The sequence below is a fragment of the Psychrobacter cibarius genome (assembly GCF_016107535.1).
GTDB classification, from domain to species: Bacteria; Pseudomonadota; Gammaproteobacteria; order Pseudomonadales; family Moraxellaceae; genus Psychrobacter; species Psychrobacter cibarius.
In genome coordinates, this window is record NZ_JABASQ010000001.1 from 207,905 (window position 1) to 226,114 (window position 18,210).

The 18,210-nt window shown below is 42.0% G+C and carries 17 protein-coding genes; 5 read left to right on the forward strand and 12 right to left on the reverse strand.

Features of this window, described 5'->3' with window-relative positions:
* Nucleotides 1-178: 178 nt before the first annotated feature.
* The 6 genes from JFC08_RS00905 to JFC08_RS00930 all read right to left on the reverse strand — a co-directional run bounded on the left by JFC08_RS00905 (nt 179) and on the right by JFC08_RS00930 (nt 7,886).
* Nucleotides 179-403 carry a heavy-metal-associated domain-containing protein gene (locus JFC08_RS00905; RefSeq protein ID WP_011280902.1) on the reverse strand — a complete coding sequence of 75 codons (225 nt, stop codon included), beginning with the start codon at nt 401-403 and terminating at the stop codon, nt 179-181.
* A gap of 263 nt (nt 404-666) precedes the next feature.
* Nucleotides 667-921: a heavy-metal-associated domain-containing protein gene (locus JFC08_RS00910; protein WP_198329356.1), complete on the reverse strand. Its 255-nt coding sequence runs from the start codon at nt 919-921 to the stop codon at nt 667-669.
* A 30-nt stretch (nt 922-951) separates the two neighbouring features.
* Entirely contained in the window at nt 952-1,827 is an 876-nt protein-coding gene (kdsA, locus tag JFC08_RS00915; protein ID WP_198329357.1) for a 3-deoxy-8-phosphooctulonate synthase, read from the reverse strand.
* A gap of 231 nt (nt 1,828-2,058) precedes the next feature.
* On the reverse strand, nt 2,059-3,693 hold the full coding sequence (locus tag JFC08_RS00920; protein WP_045444494.1) for a CTP synthase: 1,635 nt from the start codon (nt 3,691-3,693) through the stop codon (nt 2,059-2,061).
* Between the two features lie 194 nt (nt 3,694-3,887).
* On the reverse strand, nt 3,888-4,955 hold the full coding sequence (locus JFC08_RS00925) for a porin (RefSeq protein WP_198329358.1): 1,068 nt from the start codon (nt 4,953-4,955) through the stop codon (nt 3,888-3,890).
* 732 nt (nt 4,956-5,687) lie between these two features.
* Complete coding sequence (locus JFC08_RS00930; protein ID WP_198329359.1) at nt 5,688-7,886, reverse strand: malate synthase G; 2,199 nt, start codon at nt 7,884-7,886, stop codon at nt 5,688-5,690.
* A gap of 682 nt (nt 7,887-8,568) precedes the next feature.
* On the opposite strand from JFC08_RS00930, the gene JFC08_RS00935 reads away from it, so the two are divergent.
* The gene (locus JFC08_RS00935) at nt 8,569-9,264 is read left to right on the forward strand and encodes a MiaE family protein (protein WP_420825201.1); all 696 of its coding nucleotides are present in this window, start codon (nt 8,569-8,571) and stop codon (nt 9,262-9,264) included.
* Nucleotides 9,265-9,419: 155 nt separating this feature from the next.
* Here JFC08_RS00935 and JFC08_RS00940 read toward each other — a convergent pair whose 3' ends face one another.
* The 6 genes from JFC08_RS00940 to mtgA form a co-directional block, all read right to left on the reverse strand.
* Nucleotides 9,420-9,620, reverse strand: a complete 201-nt coding sequence (locus JFC08_RS00940; RefSeq protein ID WP_198329361.1) for a hypothetical protein — start codon at nt 9,618-9,620, stop codon at nt 9,420-9,422.
* Nucleotides 9,621-9,672: 52 nt separating this feature from the next.
* Nucleotides 9,673-10,059 (reverse strand): hypothetical protein, encoded by a 387-nt coding sequence (locus tag JFC08_RS00945; RefSeq protein ID WP_198329362.1) that lies wholly within the window; start codon nt 10,057-10,059, stop codon nt 9,673-9,675.
* Nucleotides 10,060-10,183: 124 nt separating this feature from the next.
* Nucleotides 10,184-10,435 (reverse strand): hypothetical protein, encoded by a 252-nt coding sequence (locus JFC08_RS00950; protein WP_198329363.1) that lies wholly within the window; start codon nt 10,433-10,435, stop codon nt 10,184-10,186.
* A 75-nt stretch (nt 10,436-10,510) separates the two neighbouring features.
* Nucleotides 10,511-10,681: a hypothetical protein gene (locus JFC08_RS00955; protein WP_198329364.1), complete on the reverse strand. Its 171-nt coding sequence runs from the start codon at nt 10,679-10,681 to the stop codon at nt 10,511-10,513.
* Nucleotides 10,682-11,034: 353 nt separating this feature from the next.
* Nucleotides 11,035-13,245 carry a polyphosphate kinase 1 gene (gene ppk1, locus JFC08_RS00960; RefSeq protein WP_198329365.1) on the reverse strand — a complete coding sequence of 737 codons (2,211 nt, stop codon included), beginning with the start codon at nt 13,243-13,245 and terminating at the stop codon, nt 11,035-11,037.
* Nucleotides 13,246-13,482: 237 nt separating this feature from the next.
* Nucleotides 13,483-14,169 carry a monofunctional biosynthetic peptidoglycan transglycosylase gene (gene mtgA, locus JFC08_RS00965; protein ID WP_045453173.1) on the reverse strand — a complete coding sequence of 229 codons (687 nt, stop codon included), beginning with the start codon at nt 14,167-14,169 and terminating at the stop codon, nt 13,483-13,485.
* A gap of 227 nt (nt 14,170-14,396) precedes the next feature.
* Here mtgA and JFC08_RS00970 point away from each other — a divergent pair, with 227 nt between their 5' ends.
* From JFC08_RS00970 to JFC08_RS00985, 4 genes are all read left to right on the forward strand, one after another.
* On the forward strand, nt 14,397-14,714 hold the full coding sequence (locus JFC08_RS00970; protein WP_198329366.1) for a glutaredoxin family protein: 318 nt from the start codon (nt 14,397-14,399) through the stop codon (nt 14,712-14,714).
* Nucleotides 14,715-14,750: 36 nt separating this feature from the next.
* Nucleotides 14,751-15,938 (forward strand): alpha-hydroxy acid oxidase, encoded by a 1,188-nt coding sequence (locus tag JFC08_RS00975; RefSeq protein ID WP_198329367.1) that lies wholly within the window; start codon nt 14,751-14,753, stop codon nt 15,936-15,938.
* A gap of 157 nt (nt 15,939-16,095) precedes the next feature.
* Nucleotides 16,096-17,070 carry a rhomboid family intramembrane serine protease gene (locus JFC08_RS00980; protein ID WP_198329368.1) on the forward strand — a complete coding sequence of 325 codons (975 nt, stop codon included), beginning with the start codon at nt 16,096-16,098 and terminating at the stop codon, nt 17,068-17,070.
* Nucleotides 17,071-17,300: 230 nt separating this feature from the next.
* Entirely contained in the window at nt 17,301-18,113 is an 813-nt protein-coding gene (locus JFC08_RS00985; protein ID WP_198329369.1) for a MipA/OmpV family protein, read from the forward strand.
* The last annotated feature ends 97 nt before the right edge of the window (nt 18,114-18,210 follow it).

Genomic DNA, 18,210 nt, shown 5'->3' on the forward strand with positions numbered 1-18,210 from the left:
AAGTCGTCTGAGCTAGGACAGCAACTCAGTGGATGGAATATCTAAGTCAAACAAATAGCACACTTTAAAATTTAATATTGGTATGGTCGTACTGAATAATGAGTACGCTACTATCAATAATTTTTAACCATTAAAAAACCAGCCTTGATAGCCGGTTTTTTAATACAAATGAAGCAGGTTAAGCATTAGCAACAGTGGCATCAAAGCCTGCATCGTCGATAGCAGCAGCAATTGTCTCTACACTAGTTTTGCTATCATCAAAAGTAACCGTCGCTTGATTATCTGCCAGCTCAATACTGATATCGTCTAAGCCATCGATATCGGCAGTGGCGTTATGCACACTGGCCACACAGCCACCACAAGTCATGCCATCAATTTTAATAATACGTGTTTGGTTGGCCATGAGAGGCTCCTTATTTTTGTAACTGAGTTTTTATAGGTAAATACTTTTATTAAAGAACTGCTTTTATAACTGTCTTTTTAAGACGGCTATCTTTTAAGACGTTATAAAAATAGCACTTAACCAGCTTGAGCCCTATCACGGTTAACAACAAGGCTCTTTGATTATCACTTTATTAATAGAACCGTAAATAATGGAACTGTAAATAATAGAACCGTGAATTTATGCCTAAGTGACAGACAATAGCGCTTATTTTAGAATAACGTCTAATCATCATGACGTGGGTTTTGCGGTGCATCAAGAGGAAACGGCTGGGTCACATAATCGACAGTACTAATTGCCGCCGTAAACGCATGGATACTGGTGTCTGTATCTTCATAACGTATGGTGGCAACATGATTATCAGGATCAAGCTCGATGGCCGTCACCCCTGTGATATTTTTCAGCGCTGTCATTACACTCTTTAACCCTTCATCATCATCGATATTTTCGATACTGACTGTTGCTGTTTGCATCGCCATAATCTCAGCCTCTTATTGTCTGTGAATACATTAATGGGTATCTAACACCTCAAAGCCTTTGACCAAGTCATCAATTTGCTTCAACTGACGCAAAAACGGCTCTAACTGGCTCATACGTAGCGCACACGGACCATCGCATTTTGCAGTCTCTGGATTTGGATGCGCTTCTAGAAACAACCCTGCCAGTCCTGTCGCCATCCCTGCTCGTGCCAATGTTGTGATTTGTTCACGGCGTCCACCCGCACTATCGCTACGGCCGCCTGGCTGCTGTAAACTATGCGTCACATCAAAAAATACAGGGATATCCATCTGCTTCATGGTATCAAAACCAAGCATATCAACGACCAAATTATTGTAACCAAAGGCACTGCCGCGCTCACAAAGAATCAACTTATCGTTACCACCTTCAAGGCATTTGTTAACGATATGACGCATCTCATGCGGCGCTAAAAACTGCGCTTTTTTGATGTTAATAATCGCATCTGTCTTCGCCATAGCGTGTACTAAATCTGTCTGACGTGATAAGAATGCAGGTAGTTGAATGATATCTGCGACTTCAGCGACGGGTGCCGCTTGATACGGCTCATGTACATCCGTGATAATAGGAACTTGGAATTTTTCTTTGATTTGCCCCAGCCAATCAATACCTTGCTCTAATCCAGGACCTCGATATGAGTGCAGGCTTGAACGGTTGGCTTTATCAAAACTGGCTTTGAAGACATAGCCAATGCCCAAACGCTGACATATTTCGACATATTGCTCTGCAATCTCGAACGCCAATTCCTTTGATTCTAAGACATTCATACCACCGAACAGCACAAATGGCTGGTCGTTGCCGATATTAAGAGTATTGCCATTTGGCGTAGTAAGTTTGATATGTGATTGCGCCGTTGATAAATGTTCCATGAAGTAGTCACCCTCTTTATTGTTATTAATATTTCTCTCCCATATTGTAACCGATAGACTCAGTAAAAAAAGGGGTTAAGCGTAATTGCTGACCAACCATTAGAAAAATTGTCATTTTTATTGCTTAAAAACAATCTCATTCATAGCCACAGTCATAAAATTAAACGCAAAAAAAAAGACCAATCCGAAGATCAGTCTTTTTTATACATGCAAATTTTTATACGTTAACGATTATTTGCTTTCGTTATAGTTCTTAGCCGCTTTTACAAAGCTGTTGAACAGTGGATGACCACCACGTGGCGAGCTGGTAAATTCAGGATGGAACTGTACGGCGACAAACCAAGGATGATCAGCAATCTCGACCGATTCTACTAGATGCTGTTTGGCAGAATAACCAGATATGGTCATGCCTGCTTGCTCTAATGGCTCGATATAGCGATTGTTCATCTCATAACGATGGCGATGACGCTCAGTGATATTTTTGGCGCCATAGATTTGGCTAAGCTTGCTGCCAGCAACCAATTCGGCTTGCTGCGCGCCTAGACGCATGGTGCCGCCAAGGTCAGAGTCATCGCTACGAATCTGTAATTCGCCGCGCTCATCTAACCACTCAGTGATGAGACCAATGATAGGCTCTGCCGTTTTGCGATCAAACTCAGAAGAGTTGGCATCGATTTTGAGTACATTACGCGCGTACTCAATCACTGCTAGCTGCATACCAAGGCAAATACCTAAATATGGCACGTTGTTTTCACGCGCATAAGTGATGGCTTTTATCTTACCATTGGTACCACGCTCACCAAAACCACCCGGTACTAGGATGGCATCAGCATTGTGCAGCTGTGCCAATAAGCTGTCGTCGTCTTCTAGACGCTCAGCATCAACATAGTCAATTTTGACATCGGCTTTATGAGTGATACCAGCATGCAGCAGTGCTTCGTTGATCGACTTATAAGCATCAGGTAACTCGACGTATTTACCAACCATCGCTACCGTAAGGCTCATTTCAGGATTAAGCTGCGCTTCAACCACTTTGTCCCAATCACTCAAATCTGCTTCTGGTACATCTAAACCAAAACGCTCACAGATCAAATCATCAAGATCCTGCTCATGAAGCGTGCGTGGAATCTGATAAATACTTTGCGCATCTTCACACATAATAACCGCACGCTCTTCCACATTGGTAAACAGCGCTATTTTGCGACGGTTGTCTTGCGAAATATGGTGATCAGAGCGGCAAATCAATATGTCAGGCTGCAAACCGATAGAACGCAGCTCTTTTACTGAATGCTGCGTTGGCTTGGTTTTGGTTTCGCCTGCACTAGCAATGTAAGGAACTAGCGTCAAATGCATCAGCATGGCTCTATTACGACCAAGCTCTACTTGCATTTGGCGGACGGCTTCCATAAATGGTAACGATTCGATGTCACCAACGGTACCGCCAATCTCAATAATAGCGATATCATAACCTTCACCACTGGCTAAGATTTTACTCTTAATTTCATCAGTGATATGTGGAATAACTTGTACTGTACCACCAAGATATTCACCACGGCGCTCTTTATTTAGCACGTTTTGATAGATACGACCACTAGTAAAGTTATTGCTCTTACTCATTTTTGAATGGCGTAAGAAGCGCTCATAGTAACCCAAATCTAAATCAGTCTCTGCACCATCTTCGGTGACGAATACTTCGCCATGCTGGAATGGGCTCATCGTACCTGGATCGACGTTGATGTACGGATCCATCTTGGTCATCGTAACGGTCACGCCACGGGCTTCTAAGACCGCTGCAAGAGAGGCTGCGGTGATACCTTTTCCTAGTGAGGACACTACCCCACCGGTCACAAATATAAACTTGGTCATAGTACTCTGTCGGTAATTGGTAAAGAAGGATTTTACTAAAAATACGTCAAAAAATATAGGGCAAAAGCATAAACTCTTTGAAACATTCAATTTTTAGTACTTAGCTATTATAACGCACTACCCACTCAAATAGGACATAACAAAAAAACTCACCCCGAAGGATGAGTTTTTATAATCAGATTCTAATGCTTAGATTAGAATTTGTATTCTAGGCCACTACCAACTACGAATACTTCAGCATCACCAGGTGCACCGTAAACTACGTTGTCACCGTCGATATTCACAGATCTAACACTATCAGCATTGTTCATACCAGCATAGGCATGCATGATGACATTATCTTTAAAGAAGTATTTGCCACCAACAACGATTTGATCTGAATTAGCATCATTCCAGCCATTAAGGTTATCAGTTTTGTTGTATTGTGCGTATACAGATGCTGGACGAGCAAAGTTAGTTAGACCCATTGCAGCACTAACGATTAAGCCTTTTTCTTTCTTAGTATCGCGATTGCTGTAATCATAATCAGCTACTTGATATAGCGCACCAAGTGTTACAGGGGCAGCGATGAATTTGCCTAAGTCTACAGTTGCAGTACCACGGATGATATCACCACTGATATTTTGATCTTTATCGTACGCAACACCAGCAGTGAAGCCTGTACCTTGATCAAACAACATGGCAACGCCAAAGCCAGCATCATCGTTACTGTTTTGATCATCAGAGCTGTACATAGCAGACAATTCTAATGGTAGGTTGTTGTATTTTGGTGCAGTCCAGATCACTGAGCTATTGATACGGCTACTGTCAGCCATGTTTAAGGCTTCAACAACGTCGTTTTCCATTTCATTGTTGCCTAGGTTATCCCAATAGCCTTCATTAACAATAACGTTGTTAATTCTGTCTAGGCTAGATTGGTTTTTACCAACACGGAACTCACCAAATTGTTTGTTATTAACACCAAGGAACGTATCACGGTTAGAGAAAGTAGCATTATCACCATCGATGCTTGTTCCATACTCTAACTGATAGATAACATCAGTATTGGCAGTCATAGCTTCAGAACCTTTAAAGCCTAAACGTGAAGAATGAGAATTGATCTCTACTGTGTCTTCATCAAGATCAAGACCTGGAAGGCTTGAATCAAATTCGGCATTGACGTAGTCAAGAGCTAAGAATGCTTTACCATAGACAGTCGGTGCTGCATTGGCTGCAGATACAGATAGGGCAGCAACTGCTGTAGCTAAAAGTAGTTTTTTCATGGGGTATCTCCACTTTACAATTTTAGTAATAAGCTAGCTATGATTAGCTGGTGCTCATAATGGTATCGTCACAAATCCTCAAAGATATAATGTGTAACTGGCTACCGAGATTAGTCAGAAACAAGTGTGGCGAAGTTCTATTACAGTAAGATGAAAAAAACAATGACTTACATAACTGGGATTAAAAAGTAACTGCCATGTAATCTTAGGTCTTTATCGCTCCGTTGCGTAACATCCGTTACCAAACTCATACTTCGAATACAAGCATAACAACTTTGACATAATTTGCAACATTTTTTTTAGATTTTTAAACCCAGTATTTGTTGAATGCCATATCTACTATAGAATGTAGGTCATTGTAAAAAAATCCCTATCCGCTCAAATAGATAAAGATACTATTGATTAATATAATTACCAAGAACTTGAAACTAGCTTAATGAATACCCTTTCATTAACAAAAATAAAGCCCTACTTGTTCATTAACAAATAGGGCTAATAAGAATTAATAAATGTGATTTATGACATATTGATAGTCACAATTGAGATCGGAAAATTGCTACAAGAACAGTAAAAAAGGTGTTTTCACTGCTCTTGTTTCCAGACTATAACCTTAGTCAATGGCTATTACAGACTCCTTATTAAATATAGAAACCAAGAAGAAGCTTAGTCAATCATATAAGTCTCATAATGTAATATCAAGCATGCCATATTTTAATGTTAACCTACGCAATATTAGCAGCCTGCTTTTAGATCAAGACGTGCCTGATGCAATAATGGCTCAGTATAACCACTCGGCTGCTCACGACCTTTAAACACTAAGTCACAGGCCGCTTTAAAGGCATAAGAGTGGTCAAAGCTATCTGCCATCGTCTGATAGTCGCTATCGCCTGCATTTTGCTCATCCACCACTTTTGCCATACGCTTCATCGTATCCATCACTTGCTGCTCGCTCACGACATCGTGATGCAACCAGTTGGCAATATGTTGACTTGAAATACGTAAAGTCGCACGGTCTTCCATCAGACCCACATCATTGATATCCGGTACTTTAGAACAACCAACGCCTTGATTTACCCAACGCACAACATATCCTAAGATGCCCTGAGCATTATTGTCTAGCTCTTGCTGTTTATCTTCATCAGTCCAATTGGTATTTTTTGCTAAAGGAATGGTCAAAATGTCGTCTAAGCTGGCACGCTCACGTGATTTTAGGCTGTCTTGAACATCAGAAACACTCACTTGATGATAGTGCATGCTGTGCAAGGTTGCCCCTGTTGGTGATGGTACCCATGCGGTACTGGCTCCAGACTTAGGATGTGCAGCTTTGGTGTCCATCATCTCTTTCATCTCGTCAGGCTTCGCCCACATGCCTTTACCAATCTGAGCAACACCCTGTAAACCAGTCTCTAAACCGATATCAACGTTCCACTGCTCATAAGCTGGCTGCCATGCTTGTGACCTCATCTCACCCTTAGGTACAAATGGGCCTGCATTCATGCTGGTATGCATCTCATCACCAGTACGATCTAAGAAACCTGTGTTAATGAAAATGACACGCTCTTTCGCTTGGCGAATGGCTTCTTTCAAGTTGACCGTCATACGGCGCTCTTCATCCATGATACCGATTTTGATGGTATTACGCTCTAAGCCTAATAAGTCTTCTACAGCATTGAATAAATCGTTGGCCATTTTGACTTCTTCAGGGCCATGCATTTTTGGTTTAACGATATACATTGAACCTTTACGTGAATTCGATAGCGCATTTTTACCTTTAAGGTCATTGAGCGTTAATAGTGGTGTAATTAGACCATCCATTAAGCCTTCAAATATTTGTTCTTGACCATCACCCAAGTCGACCAATATTGCAGGGTTTTGCATGAGGTGACCGACGTTACGAATCAGCAATAATGAACGACCTGGCAAGATAAGCTTGCCACCATCTGGGGTGGTGTATTCACGATCTGGGTTTTGCTGACGTGTGCGGGTTTTGCCACCTTTTTCAAAGGTTTCTAGCAAATCACCATTCATGAGACCAAGCCAATTGCGATACACTTCCACTTTTTCTTCTGCATCGACGGCAGCGATTGAGTCTTCACAGTCTTGAATTGCCGTAATAGCTGACTCTAGTAGCACATCTTTGATATGTGCAGGGTCGTCTTTACCGACTGGATGATTGGCATCTATTTGAATCTCTGCATGCAAACCGTTGTTTTTTAATAAAATACCCGTTGGGCTTTCTGCATCACCGACGAAACCAACGAATTTTTCGGCATCTTTTAGCTCAGTACTGCTATCACCTTGGACAATTTCAAGCTTACCATCGACCACTTTAAAGCCGGTCGCGTCGTTATATGAACCTGACGCCAATGCAAAGTTTTCATCTAGGAATTGTTTGGCATAAGCAACGACAGCAGCGCCACGAGTTGGATTGTAACCACCTTTTGCTTCTTGACCATTTTCATCACTGATAACGTCAGTACCATATAAAGCATCATACAAGCTGCCCCAACGAGCGTTGGTTGCGTTCAATGCGTAGCGCGCATTACGTACTGGTACGACTAGCTGCGGCCCTGCAATATGAGCAATCTCATCATCGACATTTTCTGTGCTAACTTTAAAATCATCGCCTTCTGGCAACAGATAGCCAATCTCTTGTAAGAATGCTTTGTAAGCAGGATAATCAATGTTGCCGTCTTTGGCAGGATGTTGCAGATGCCACTGGTCAATCTGCGCTTGAATCTTGTCGCGAGTTGCAAGCAATGCTTTATTGCGCGGCGTAAACTCCTTAATGACTTTTTCAAAACCTGACCAATAACTATCTGAATCAACACCGACTTTCGGCAGCACTTCGTTTTCAATAAAGTCATACAATTGCTGGTCGATGGCAAGAATGCCTTTTTGAATACGATTGGCGTTAGAAGACTGGCTCATGTTGTTATCCTTATCTGTTCGTGAGGGGTGTGAATACGAAGTTGCTACCGCAATGATTACACATTGTCGGTCTTAGACATCTATTCCAAATTTAGATGAAATACTAAGCAAACCTACTGATATATCTTACAAGCTGGTGGTTAATAGCAAATTAACTATTTATGCTATGCTATTAACCTATATTTTTGCCGCTTTAGCCATTAGCATGGTCAAAGCATTTATAACGGATGATGGTATCAACCTTGCTTAATGTACTCAGTGTACGATTTGAGCTCGGTTGCCTTGCACCTACTGTAAACGGTTTCAACTGCATAACATTGGCAAGCATCATCACTGCGACAACACAATATGGCGACACATCAATAGTAAGACAAAATAGCGCTTAAGCAAAATATCATCCTACTATCAAATAAAGAAATAAACAAGAAAACATCATTCACTAGATAAATACTGGGGTTGTATTATAATGATAATCTATATGAAACAGGCGCTAAGAGGTTTTATTAGTGCTTATCCATCAATACTTGATATCGCATAGACAAACTGTCAGTAATCATTACCTCACGGATTTATGCTTAACCGTTATCTATTTAATATTAGAAAAAGACCTTTTAAACGTTCGATTATGGCAAAAACTATGAATAAAGAAGATATAAGAACCAAGAACAGTAACGACAAAGTTATGAACGACAGCAATATAGAAGAACCTAGTATAGTAAAAGACGAGATAGATGAGGACGATGTTGATATCACAAAGCTACGCACCCCGATCAAGGTTGACCTATCTGCTGTTTATAATTTTTTGGGTGCGCGCACAACACAAGCTTGGGTTGATGCGGCGATTGCGAATGTACCGCTGATCATTCAAGATCATGCCAATTGCGAAAAAAAGGCCGCTGGCACTGCCATGAATCTCATATTCCGCTATGAGTTTTCTTATGATTTGCAGCGTAAATTGGCACAATTGATACGCGAAGAAATGCTTCATTATGAGCAGGTCTTAGGTATTATGAATGACCGTGGTCAGGCGTGGAAATATCTGAGTGCTGGACGTTATGCCAAAGGCATGTTAAAGCACAAACGTACTTATGAGCCAGCAGCGATGGTTGATGTGTTGATAATTGGCGCATTTATCGAAGCACGCTCTTGTGAACGTTTTGCCGCCCTTGCTGAGGTCATCGACGACGAACGTTTGGCAAAGTATTATCGCTACTTACTTAAGTCGGAGAGTCGTCACTTTGAGGATTATTTAGCCTTAGCTCAATCACTGTCTGAGGATAATATTGATGAGCGTGTCGCATTTTTTAAAGAAGTAGAAGCAGAACTGATTTCTAGCCCAGATCATGAGCTACGCTTTCATAGCGGCACACCTGCTTAAATACATAAGATTAGGTATCATTTTCGATTAGATACTCTCTTATACAATAAAAATTACACAGATAATAAGTGAAGTAACTAACCAAGCTTCATCCTCTGGTCTGCTACTTCACTTATTAGCCTTTTATTTGAACTTCATTATAGCAAAATGAATGGTTATTTATCATCTTTCATTAATGAGCTGTCGTACTGTTTACTATCCTTCGCAACATGATGAGGATCGTGATCATCGGTTGCTCTTTCTGCCGCTGCTGGATTGACTTTTTGTAGCGCATCATCAGGTACGATGCCATGGTTATCGTTCGCATCTCTTAACTGATGGTCTTGGTCGACAGCCTTGTCATCTGGCGTATTCATCATTACTCCTTATTATCATAATAGTCATTCTCTAAAGATAAAAAATCTGTAATTAATCCTTTTCGTCAGGATTTAACACCCGTGTTTGAGCATTATCGATATTTGCATAACGATTCATGTTGTTAATACCTTCGCTTTTAGATGTCTCGCTAACCATCGTATGCTCATTCACGCCATCATCAAAGGCGTTACCTTCTTGGTCTCGACGATCAGGCTGACGTGCAGGGTTGTCATTATCATTGACATGCTCTGAGTTAACGACGCCTTCTTTAAAAGTATCCGTTCCTTTATTTTCAGTGATGCTCTTTTCAATGCCACTATCACTATGCTCATTAGAAGTAGGACTACTAGAGAAGCTATTAGCAGAATCATGACTATCGATTAAGTCATCATTTTCACTGATGCGTGTCTTGGTAAGTGCTGGATCATTGGTTTGCATGGCTATATCCTTATTATTGTTATTCGTGTTTTGGCAATTGCTTAATGTGCTTAGATTTTTTATGGCGGTTTAGCAAATGGTGAGCCTGATTTAATACCCAACTCAACCTAGCCTGTAAGCCGTACTATTCATTGCCTTCTTGGCTTAGGTCATAGGCATTCAGATCTGCGACGTTCTTGCCACCAGCGGGTAAATTCTCTTCTTTACGAGGGTCAGCATATATCTCGTCCGTTTCTTGCGACTCTTGTTGTGGACCATCGATATTAGGTTCGTGCTTACGACCTTCATAACTGTCTTGTGCATTGTCTGGGTGTAAAGCGGCTGGATCACGAACTGGTACCGCTTCTTCGTGATTTGGATGAGTATTATTTGGCATTGCAGATCCCTCGCATCAATATGTCATTAATAGATAAAATAAGTTAATCCGAATGTTGATATCACAGCTTATTTATCATTTATCCGTACGCAAATCATCTTCAATAAAAGAGGTTTGCTCGTCTTTACTTAATGCTTCAGGCGCATCGACCTCTTTATTATCTTGAAGGTTTTGCGCAATTTGTTGACTGTCTGCTTGCTCAGCAGCTTTTTTGATATCTGATGTGTCATTATCGGTATTGCTCATAAGGTGTTTCCTATTTTTATAATTCGTTGATTTAGGCAATCTCTGCTCTGTATCGTAATACGATCAATTTTGCATGAATTACTAGAGTGCTAATTGTTTATTAAACCATCAAATCCGTTTAATAATAGCGTGAGGGCTGACCTTGATTATAAGGATGAGATAACGGCCTGCACCAGTGTGCTGCCGTATCAATATGTGAATAAATGTGAGGTTACAAGACAGTTTGTAACTTAGACAAATCGGTTACCAAAAAAAACCAAGCATAGAGAATACTCTACACTTGGTTTTTTGCTTGGTATTTATTGATCGTAAAGACGTCTTTACCGCTTTGAAGATGTCGTTGAAATATTAAGCTAGCTTGATGCATCAACGCCATTAATCACTTTTAATAAATACCCTTGAGCAGTATGCGGCGTTTCATCTGCGGCTGGTTGCAGCTGCTGCCAAACACCATCACCGCTAAGTATCCACGCTTGGGTATTGTCTTTCAGATAGTTAAGTAAACCGTCTTGATATACTTGTTTAAACAGTTTTTTGTCTTCGATTGGAAATGCCACTTCGACGCGATGGAATAAATTACGATCCATCCAGTCTGCACTACCACAATATAAGCGCTCGTCGCCATTATTATAGAAATAATAAACACGCGTATGCTCTAAAAAACGCCCGATAACAGAGCGTACGGTAATGTTTTCTGATAGACCTTTTACTTGCGGACGCAAACAACACATGGAGCGTAAAATGAGCTCGATTTTGACGCCTGCTTGCGAGGCATCGTATAACTTGCTAATCAATCGACGTTCGGTTAAAGCATTAACCTTAACGATAATATGAGCGCACTTGCCGGCTTTTGCATGAGCAATTTCATCATCGATAAAGCTTATCAACTTATCATGCAAGGTAAAAGGCGCATGCAGCAGCTTTTTGAGATTGGCAGGCTTACCCATTCCCGTCAACTCTTGAAATATATTATGTACATCTTCTGAGATATCAGGATCTGCGCTAAATAAACCATAATCGGTATAAACTTTGGCATTGGCGGCATGATAGTTACCCGTCCCTAAGTGCACATAGCGGCGGATTCGATCATCCTCACGGCGCACAATGAGCATCAGCTTGGCGTGGGTTTTATAGCCGACAATCCCGTAAACAACGACCGCACCCGCTTCTTGCAAATAATTGGCGACGGCGATATTAGAGGCTTCATCGAAACGCGCACGCAGCTCGATGACGGCAGTCACTTCTTTGCCATTACGAGCAGCAGCAGCCAATGCTTTAACGATTTCTGAATTGGTGCCTGAGCGGTACAATGTCTGCTTAATCGCTAACACTTTTGGATCGCTCGCCGCTTGCCAAAGCAGATTGATAATCGGTGAAAATGCATGAAAAGGATGATGCACCAGCACATCGCTTTTACGCATGGCGGCAAACATACTGGTTGCTTTGTCCAGCTTATCCATCTCACGGCGGAACTCTTTTGGCACTACATGGGTAAAGGGCTGATAGCGCAGCGCTGGAATATTGAAATCAAACAATAAGCGCGTTAAGTTGACAGGACCATTGACGCGGTACAGCTGATTGTCATGCAGCTCAAATTCATTGAGCAAATAATCACTGATAGGCGTTGGACAATCGGTGGTGACTTCTAGCCGCACTTTATCACCGAAGCGGCGGTTTTCTAGCTCGCCCTCCAGAGCCTTAGCAATATCTTCAACATCATCAGCCAAATCTAAATCGGCATTGCGCGTCAGTCTAAACTGATGGCAGCCAGTCACACTCATCCCAGGGAACAGCTCACCGATATGCTCATGGATAATAGCTGAGAGCATGACATGGTGTTCTTTGCCACCTGTCAGCTCATCAGGCAGGCGAATCACGCGTGGCAAACTGCGCGGTGCGGGCACAATCGCTAGATTGATATCACGACCAAAGGCATCTTTACCTTCTAAAGTAGCGATAAAGTTTAAGCTCTTATTGACCAAACGCGGAAACGGATGCGCCGGATCAATGCTAATCGGTGTCAACACTGGCGATACTTGCTCAGTGAAGTAGCGCTTCATCCATGCCGATTGCTCAGCATTTAGCTCATCGCGTTTTAGATAACGGATATCCTCAAGCGCCAGTGCTGGTAAGATATCTTCATTGAGAATACGATATTGCTCAGCGATGGCATCGTGCATTACGGTAGATATCTCATTCAGCACTTCACTGGGACGCATGCCATGAACACTGGTCGAGACATCACCCATATTGAGCTTTTGCATAATGCCTGCGACACGAATCTCAAAAAACTCATCGATATTCGATGAGAAAATAATCAAGAAAAACAAGCGCTCAAGTAGCGGATGATGAGGACTTGCCGCCTGCGCTAAGACACGTAAATGAAACTGTAATAAAGACAAGTCGCGATTGATATAACTGCTGGGTGAATAGCTGCCGTCTTCTGAACGCTGCCATGCAACCTCAGTTAAATTGTCATTGTGACTCTCTGTATGGTGGCTTTTATTATCAACTGCTATCACTGTATTATTGCTATCAGTGTCCTGCTTATTATTCACATCCATCACGTCACTACTCCTTTGCGTTATCGATACGCCATCATCTTCAATACCAATTGTCTTTTATAATCGCTTTTCCACTAAGAAATTTATCAGGGTTCTTTTTTCATCCATTACTACTCGAAACTATCACTTAAAACTATCACTTAAAACTATCACTTAAAACTATCACTTAAAACTATCGCTTAAAACTATCATTCAAAAACACGGCGCTATTTGTTAAATAGTATTAGGTACAATCCATTAAGCTGATTGTGGTAACACCGCATTGCTCATTCGCTTTTTGATAATACGTTGTTTATTGCGTAAACGTCTATCACCCTGATTGTCTTCGTAGTATTTTGGATTGGTCAACATAGCAATAAGTAAGGCTGATTCATCACGATTCAGCTTGGCCGCAGATTTATCAAAGTAGTGCTGAGCTGCTGCTTCGATACCATAAATACCATTGCCAAACTCTGCCACATTGAGATAAGCGGTCAAGATACGCTGCTTGTCCCATAATGTTTCAATCATGACAGTGATAATCGCTTCCTCAATTTTACGAACATACGAGCGATGCGAGGTCAAAAATAAGTTTTTTGCTAGCTGCTGGGTAATCGTTGAGCCACCAGCGGACATCTTACCCGTCTCTTCATTTTTCTTACGTGCCGCCTCAATGCCTTTGAAATCAAAGCCATTGTGCTGACTAAATGTCGAATCCTCACTCACTATCGCGGCTTGTTTGGCAGATTTTGCGATGGCATCGTATTCAGCCCAAGTTTGGGTGACAGTACCGCCCGTCAAACGATGAGTCAGCATAAACATGCTGTTATTAATCGGCTGCGTTTTCCAAATTAATAGTAGCCCAGCGACTAATACATGAAATGCGACGACCAATAGCATGATTGCCATCAATAATCGTTTGAAAAATTTGCCAAAACTTGCCATGCGCGATATCCAAGTGATTGAAAAGGTAATAAGATAAGATGAGCTGAAGAGCCAGTAATTAAAAACAGCAGGTCATCTTACCTAATCTCACAATCGCTGTCATTATTTACCCCACTTCTTTATCATGCCATAGAGTCTACGTAAAAAAGATCAGGCCGTATTTATACTGGCAATCGAAGTCCTAAAAACCGAAACTTTGTGACAAGTATTAAGACAAGAGAATAAATATGTACGATGATAATAATATAAAAGCCTTACGGGAACGTATGGTTGCTGCAAACCCCGATCTTGGTCATGCTGAAAATAATGATAAATGGTGGCTACTTGGAACGTCTGGCTGTCATTTGTGCGACATCGCGAAGCAAGTGCTGACTCAATTTCAAGCCGTACAGCCGATTGCCTATCAACAGGTCGATATCGCTCATTTCGATGAACCATTGATGATGGAATTTGCCACTATTATTCCGGTGATTTTGACACCATCAACACGATTAAACTATCCATTTTCAGTCATGGATTTACAGCAACTTTTCATGCAATCATAGCAAGCCGACAATATAAAACGATGTAGTGAGAACATAATGAAAAATTTGAGCAAAATTACTGAAATTGAAGACCTGCGCCGCGTTGCCGAACGTAAAGTACCGCGTATGTTTTATGATTATGTCGATTCAGGCTCATGGACTGAGACGACTTATCGTAGCAATGAAACCGACTTTGACCGTATCAAGTTACGCCAGCGGGTATTGGTAGATATGGACAATCGCAGTCTGGCAACCCAGATGATTGGTGAAGAGGTAAAAATGCCCGTCGCCATCGCGCCCACTGGCTTTACCGGTATGATGTGGGCGGATGGCGAGATTCATGCCGCGCGGGCAGCAGAAAAATTCGGCATACCGTTTTCGCTATCGACCATGAGTATCTGCTCTATCGAAGATATTGCCACCCATACCAGCAAGCCGTTTTGGTTTCAGCTATATGTGATGCGCGATCATGACTATGTGGCCAATTTGATTCAGCGGGCGAAAGATGCCAATTGTTCGGCATTGATCCTTACCGCGGATTTACAAGTGCTGGGACAGCGCCATAAGGACATCAAAAATGGCTTGTCTGCACCGCCTAGACCTACACTTGCCAATATCGTCAACTTGATGACCAAGCCTCAGTGGTGTATGAATATGCTGGGCACCAAACGTCATAGCTTTGGCAATATCGTCGGTCATGCGAAAGGAGTGGACGACTTATCTTCTCTCACCGCTTGGACGGAAGAGCAATTTGATCCGCGCTTGAGCTGGGATGACGTGGCGCGCATCAAAGATATGTGGGGCGGCAAATTAATTATTAAAGGTATCATGGAACCTGAAGATGCCATTATGGCTGCTCGTAGCGGTGCCGATGCACTGGTCGTCTCAAACCACGGTGGTCGTCAATTAGATGGCGCCCTCTCTTCCATATCTGCCCTATCCGATATCGTACAAGCGGTGCATGCTGAAAATAGCGATATCGAGGTGTGGTTAGACAGCGGCATTCGCTCGGGTCAGGATGTACTAAAAGCGCGCGCATTGGGTGCAAAAGGAACGATGATTGGTCGCGCTTTTCTTTATGGTCTGGGCGCTTATGGCGAAGATGGCGTGCGCCGTGCGCTGGAAATCATCCATAAAGAGTGCGATCTATCGATGGCATTCTGTGGTCATACTGATATCAATAAGGTTACCACTGATATATTGGTAAAAGGCACTTATGAGAACCTCAAAGTTGCTAATCGTTAAATTTGTCATTAAAACGGTCGTTAAAACGATCCACTATTAAGGGCACTAATCTTTTAAGAGTACTAATCATCAAATCATAATGTCATGCAGATGTATGACATTATTTGACCATACCCTTTATACTCTATTTATAACATTCTAATGATATCTCACCTTTATGACCATTCAACAATTATTAAAAACAGCCCCTGTCACCACCCTATTACTAGCCAGCTTTATCGGGTTATTCATCATGCAAGTACTAACAGGCGTTGATGCCAATAATCCATCGACTGAGGCGCTCTTGAAATGGGGTGCCAATGCATTGCCATTTACCATGGGCGATGAGCCGTGGCGCTTGGTCAGCAGTGCCTTTTTACACATTGGCTTGATGCATTTATTGTTTAATGGATTTGCCATGTATTTCTTTGGGCAGATTGCCGAGCCTATGTTTGGCTCAGCCAAGTTTTTGGCATTGTTTTTACTGGCGGCGATCGGGGGCAACTTACTGAATAACTATGTCACGTGGCATGGTATCGTAGAAGGAACTGGTCAACCGGGTCTATCGGCTGGGGCGTCAGGTGGCATCATGGGTATCGGCGCGGCATTATTGATAGCCGCGCTGTTTAAAATATCGGTCAATGGCATGGTACTCAATCTTAAGAGCTTGATATTTATCATGGGCATCAACCTTGTTTATGGTTTTGCCGTACCGGGTATCGACAATGCGGGGCATATTGGCGGCGCGGTGACTGGCTTAGTGATTGCCCTGGCATTCGCAATCGCCTACCGTCAGCGTATGACAATAGCGCTACAGAATATGCCTAACCCAGCTACTTATGACGACCGTTATCGAACGACTTATATCAATTTTCCAGTAAGCAGCGATACTGATTCTTCTGCTAATAATGAGCACTTTAATAATGCTGATTTTGACAATAAAAGCAGTTTCTACCCTGACTCTGCTGTAAACTCACACTTAAATACTCATGCTAATCGCAGCCCCCTTAGTGAACAAGAAACAGCGACCAAATCTATCCTTATTTGGCAATTACTACCATGGCTAATGATGCTACTGATTAGCATTGGCTTTATTTGGTGGTGGCAAGATATTCATGATCAAATACTACAAATATTAAAAACCATTGAGTAAACCTTCATAGTTATTTATCATTGCTAAATAGTTCATGATAACAGCTTACTGGTTAGGTTTTTCTTACTCGCTTCTTGCTATAAGTCAGAGCACTTTTAAACCGCTACGGTGTTACCCGCCCTAGATGTACTCAGTGTACTATCTGCGGTCGGTCGCCTTGTAGCGATTCTAAAACTCCTTGACTATACACAATTGCCCCCAATTATTTCATCCATTCAAGAGACTTTATTATGTTTAAACCTGTAGCGCTACCTCATATTTCTACGCGCGTCATGCTTAGCACATTAACGGCTACTGCGTTATTTAGTGTCGCCAGTATGTCCAATGCTGCACTTTTTAAGGACAATTTACCTACTGACCAAGACGCTGTATTAAGCGTGGGCGTCAACGTCATAGCCGTCAACTCAGCCTACGATATGGAAGACAGCCTCGATGTACGTGTGTTGCCGGGCGCGTTTTATGACAACAATAGATTCTATGTGCGCGGCGCTCAAGCGGGTGCTTATATTATTAATGATGGCAAAAATCAGCTGTCGGCTTATGCTCAGCTCGCTGGCAACGATTTCGATCCTGATGATGCTAGAGGCGCATTGCAAGGTCTTGATGAACGTAAGTCATCAGTAGAAGCTGGTTTAAGCTATCAACGCCGCACCCCTATCGGCGGCTTTCGCGCTCAGATAGGTACTGATGTGCTTGACCGTAGCGGTGGTAACACAGCTCGCTTGACGTATCTTGCTAGAATTACAAAAGACAAGCTAACGGTCTATCCAAGCATTGGCTTTGAGTACAACGATGCTGACTACAATGAATACTATTATGGCGTCAGTGAAAAAGAGTCAGCGGAAACTGGCGTCGCCGCTTATAAGTCTAATTCGAGCTTGAACCCTTACGTTAATATTAGTGCCAACTATGATTTCAATGAACGTTGGGCATTGTTTGCTAATCAAAGCTTAAGCTATTTGCCGAATGAACAATACGATAGCCCAATGGTCGATTCACGTACTGAGTCAACCTCGACGCTTGGTTTGCTTTATAAGTTTTAGTTAGACTTTTACTTTTGATGTAAGAGAGGCCTTATCATATGGCAAGGTCTTTTTTTAACAAGCTATTTCAACATAATCAATTATTTTAAGCTGTTCA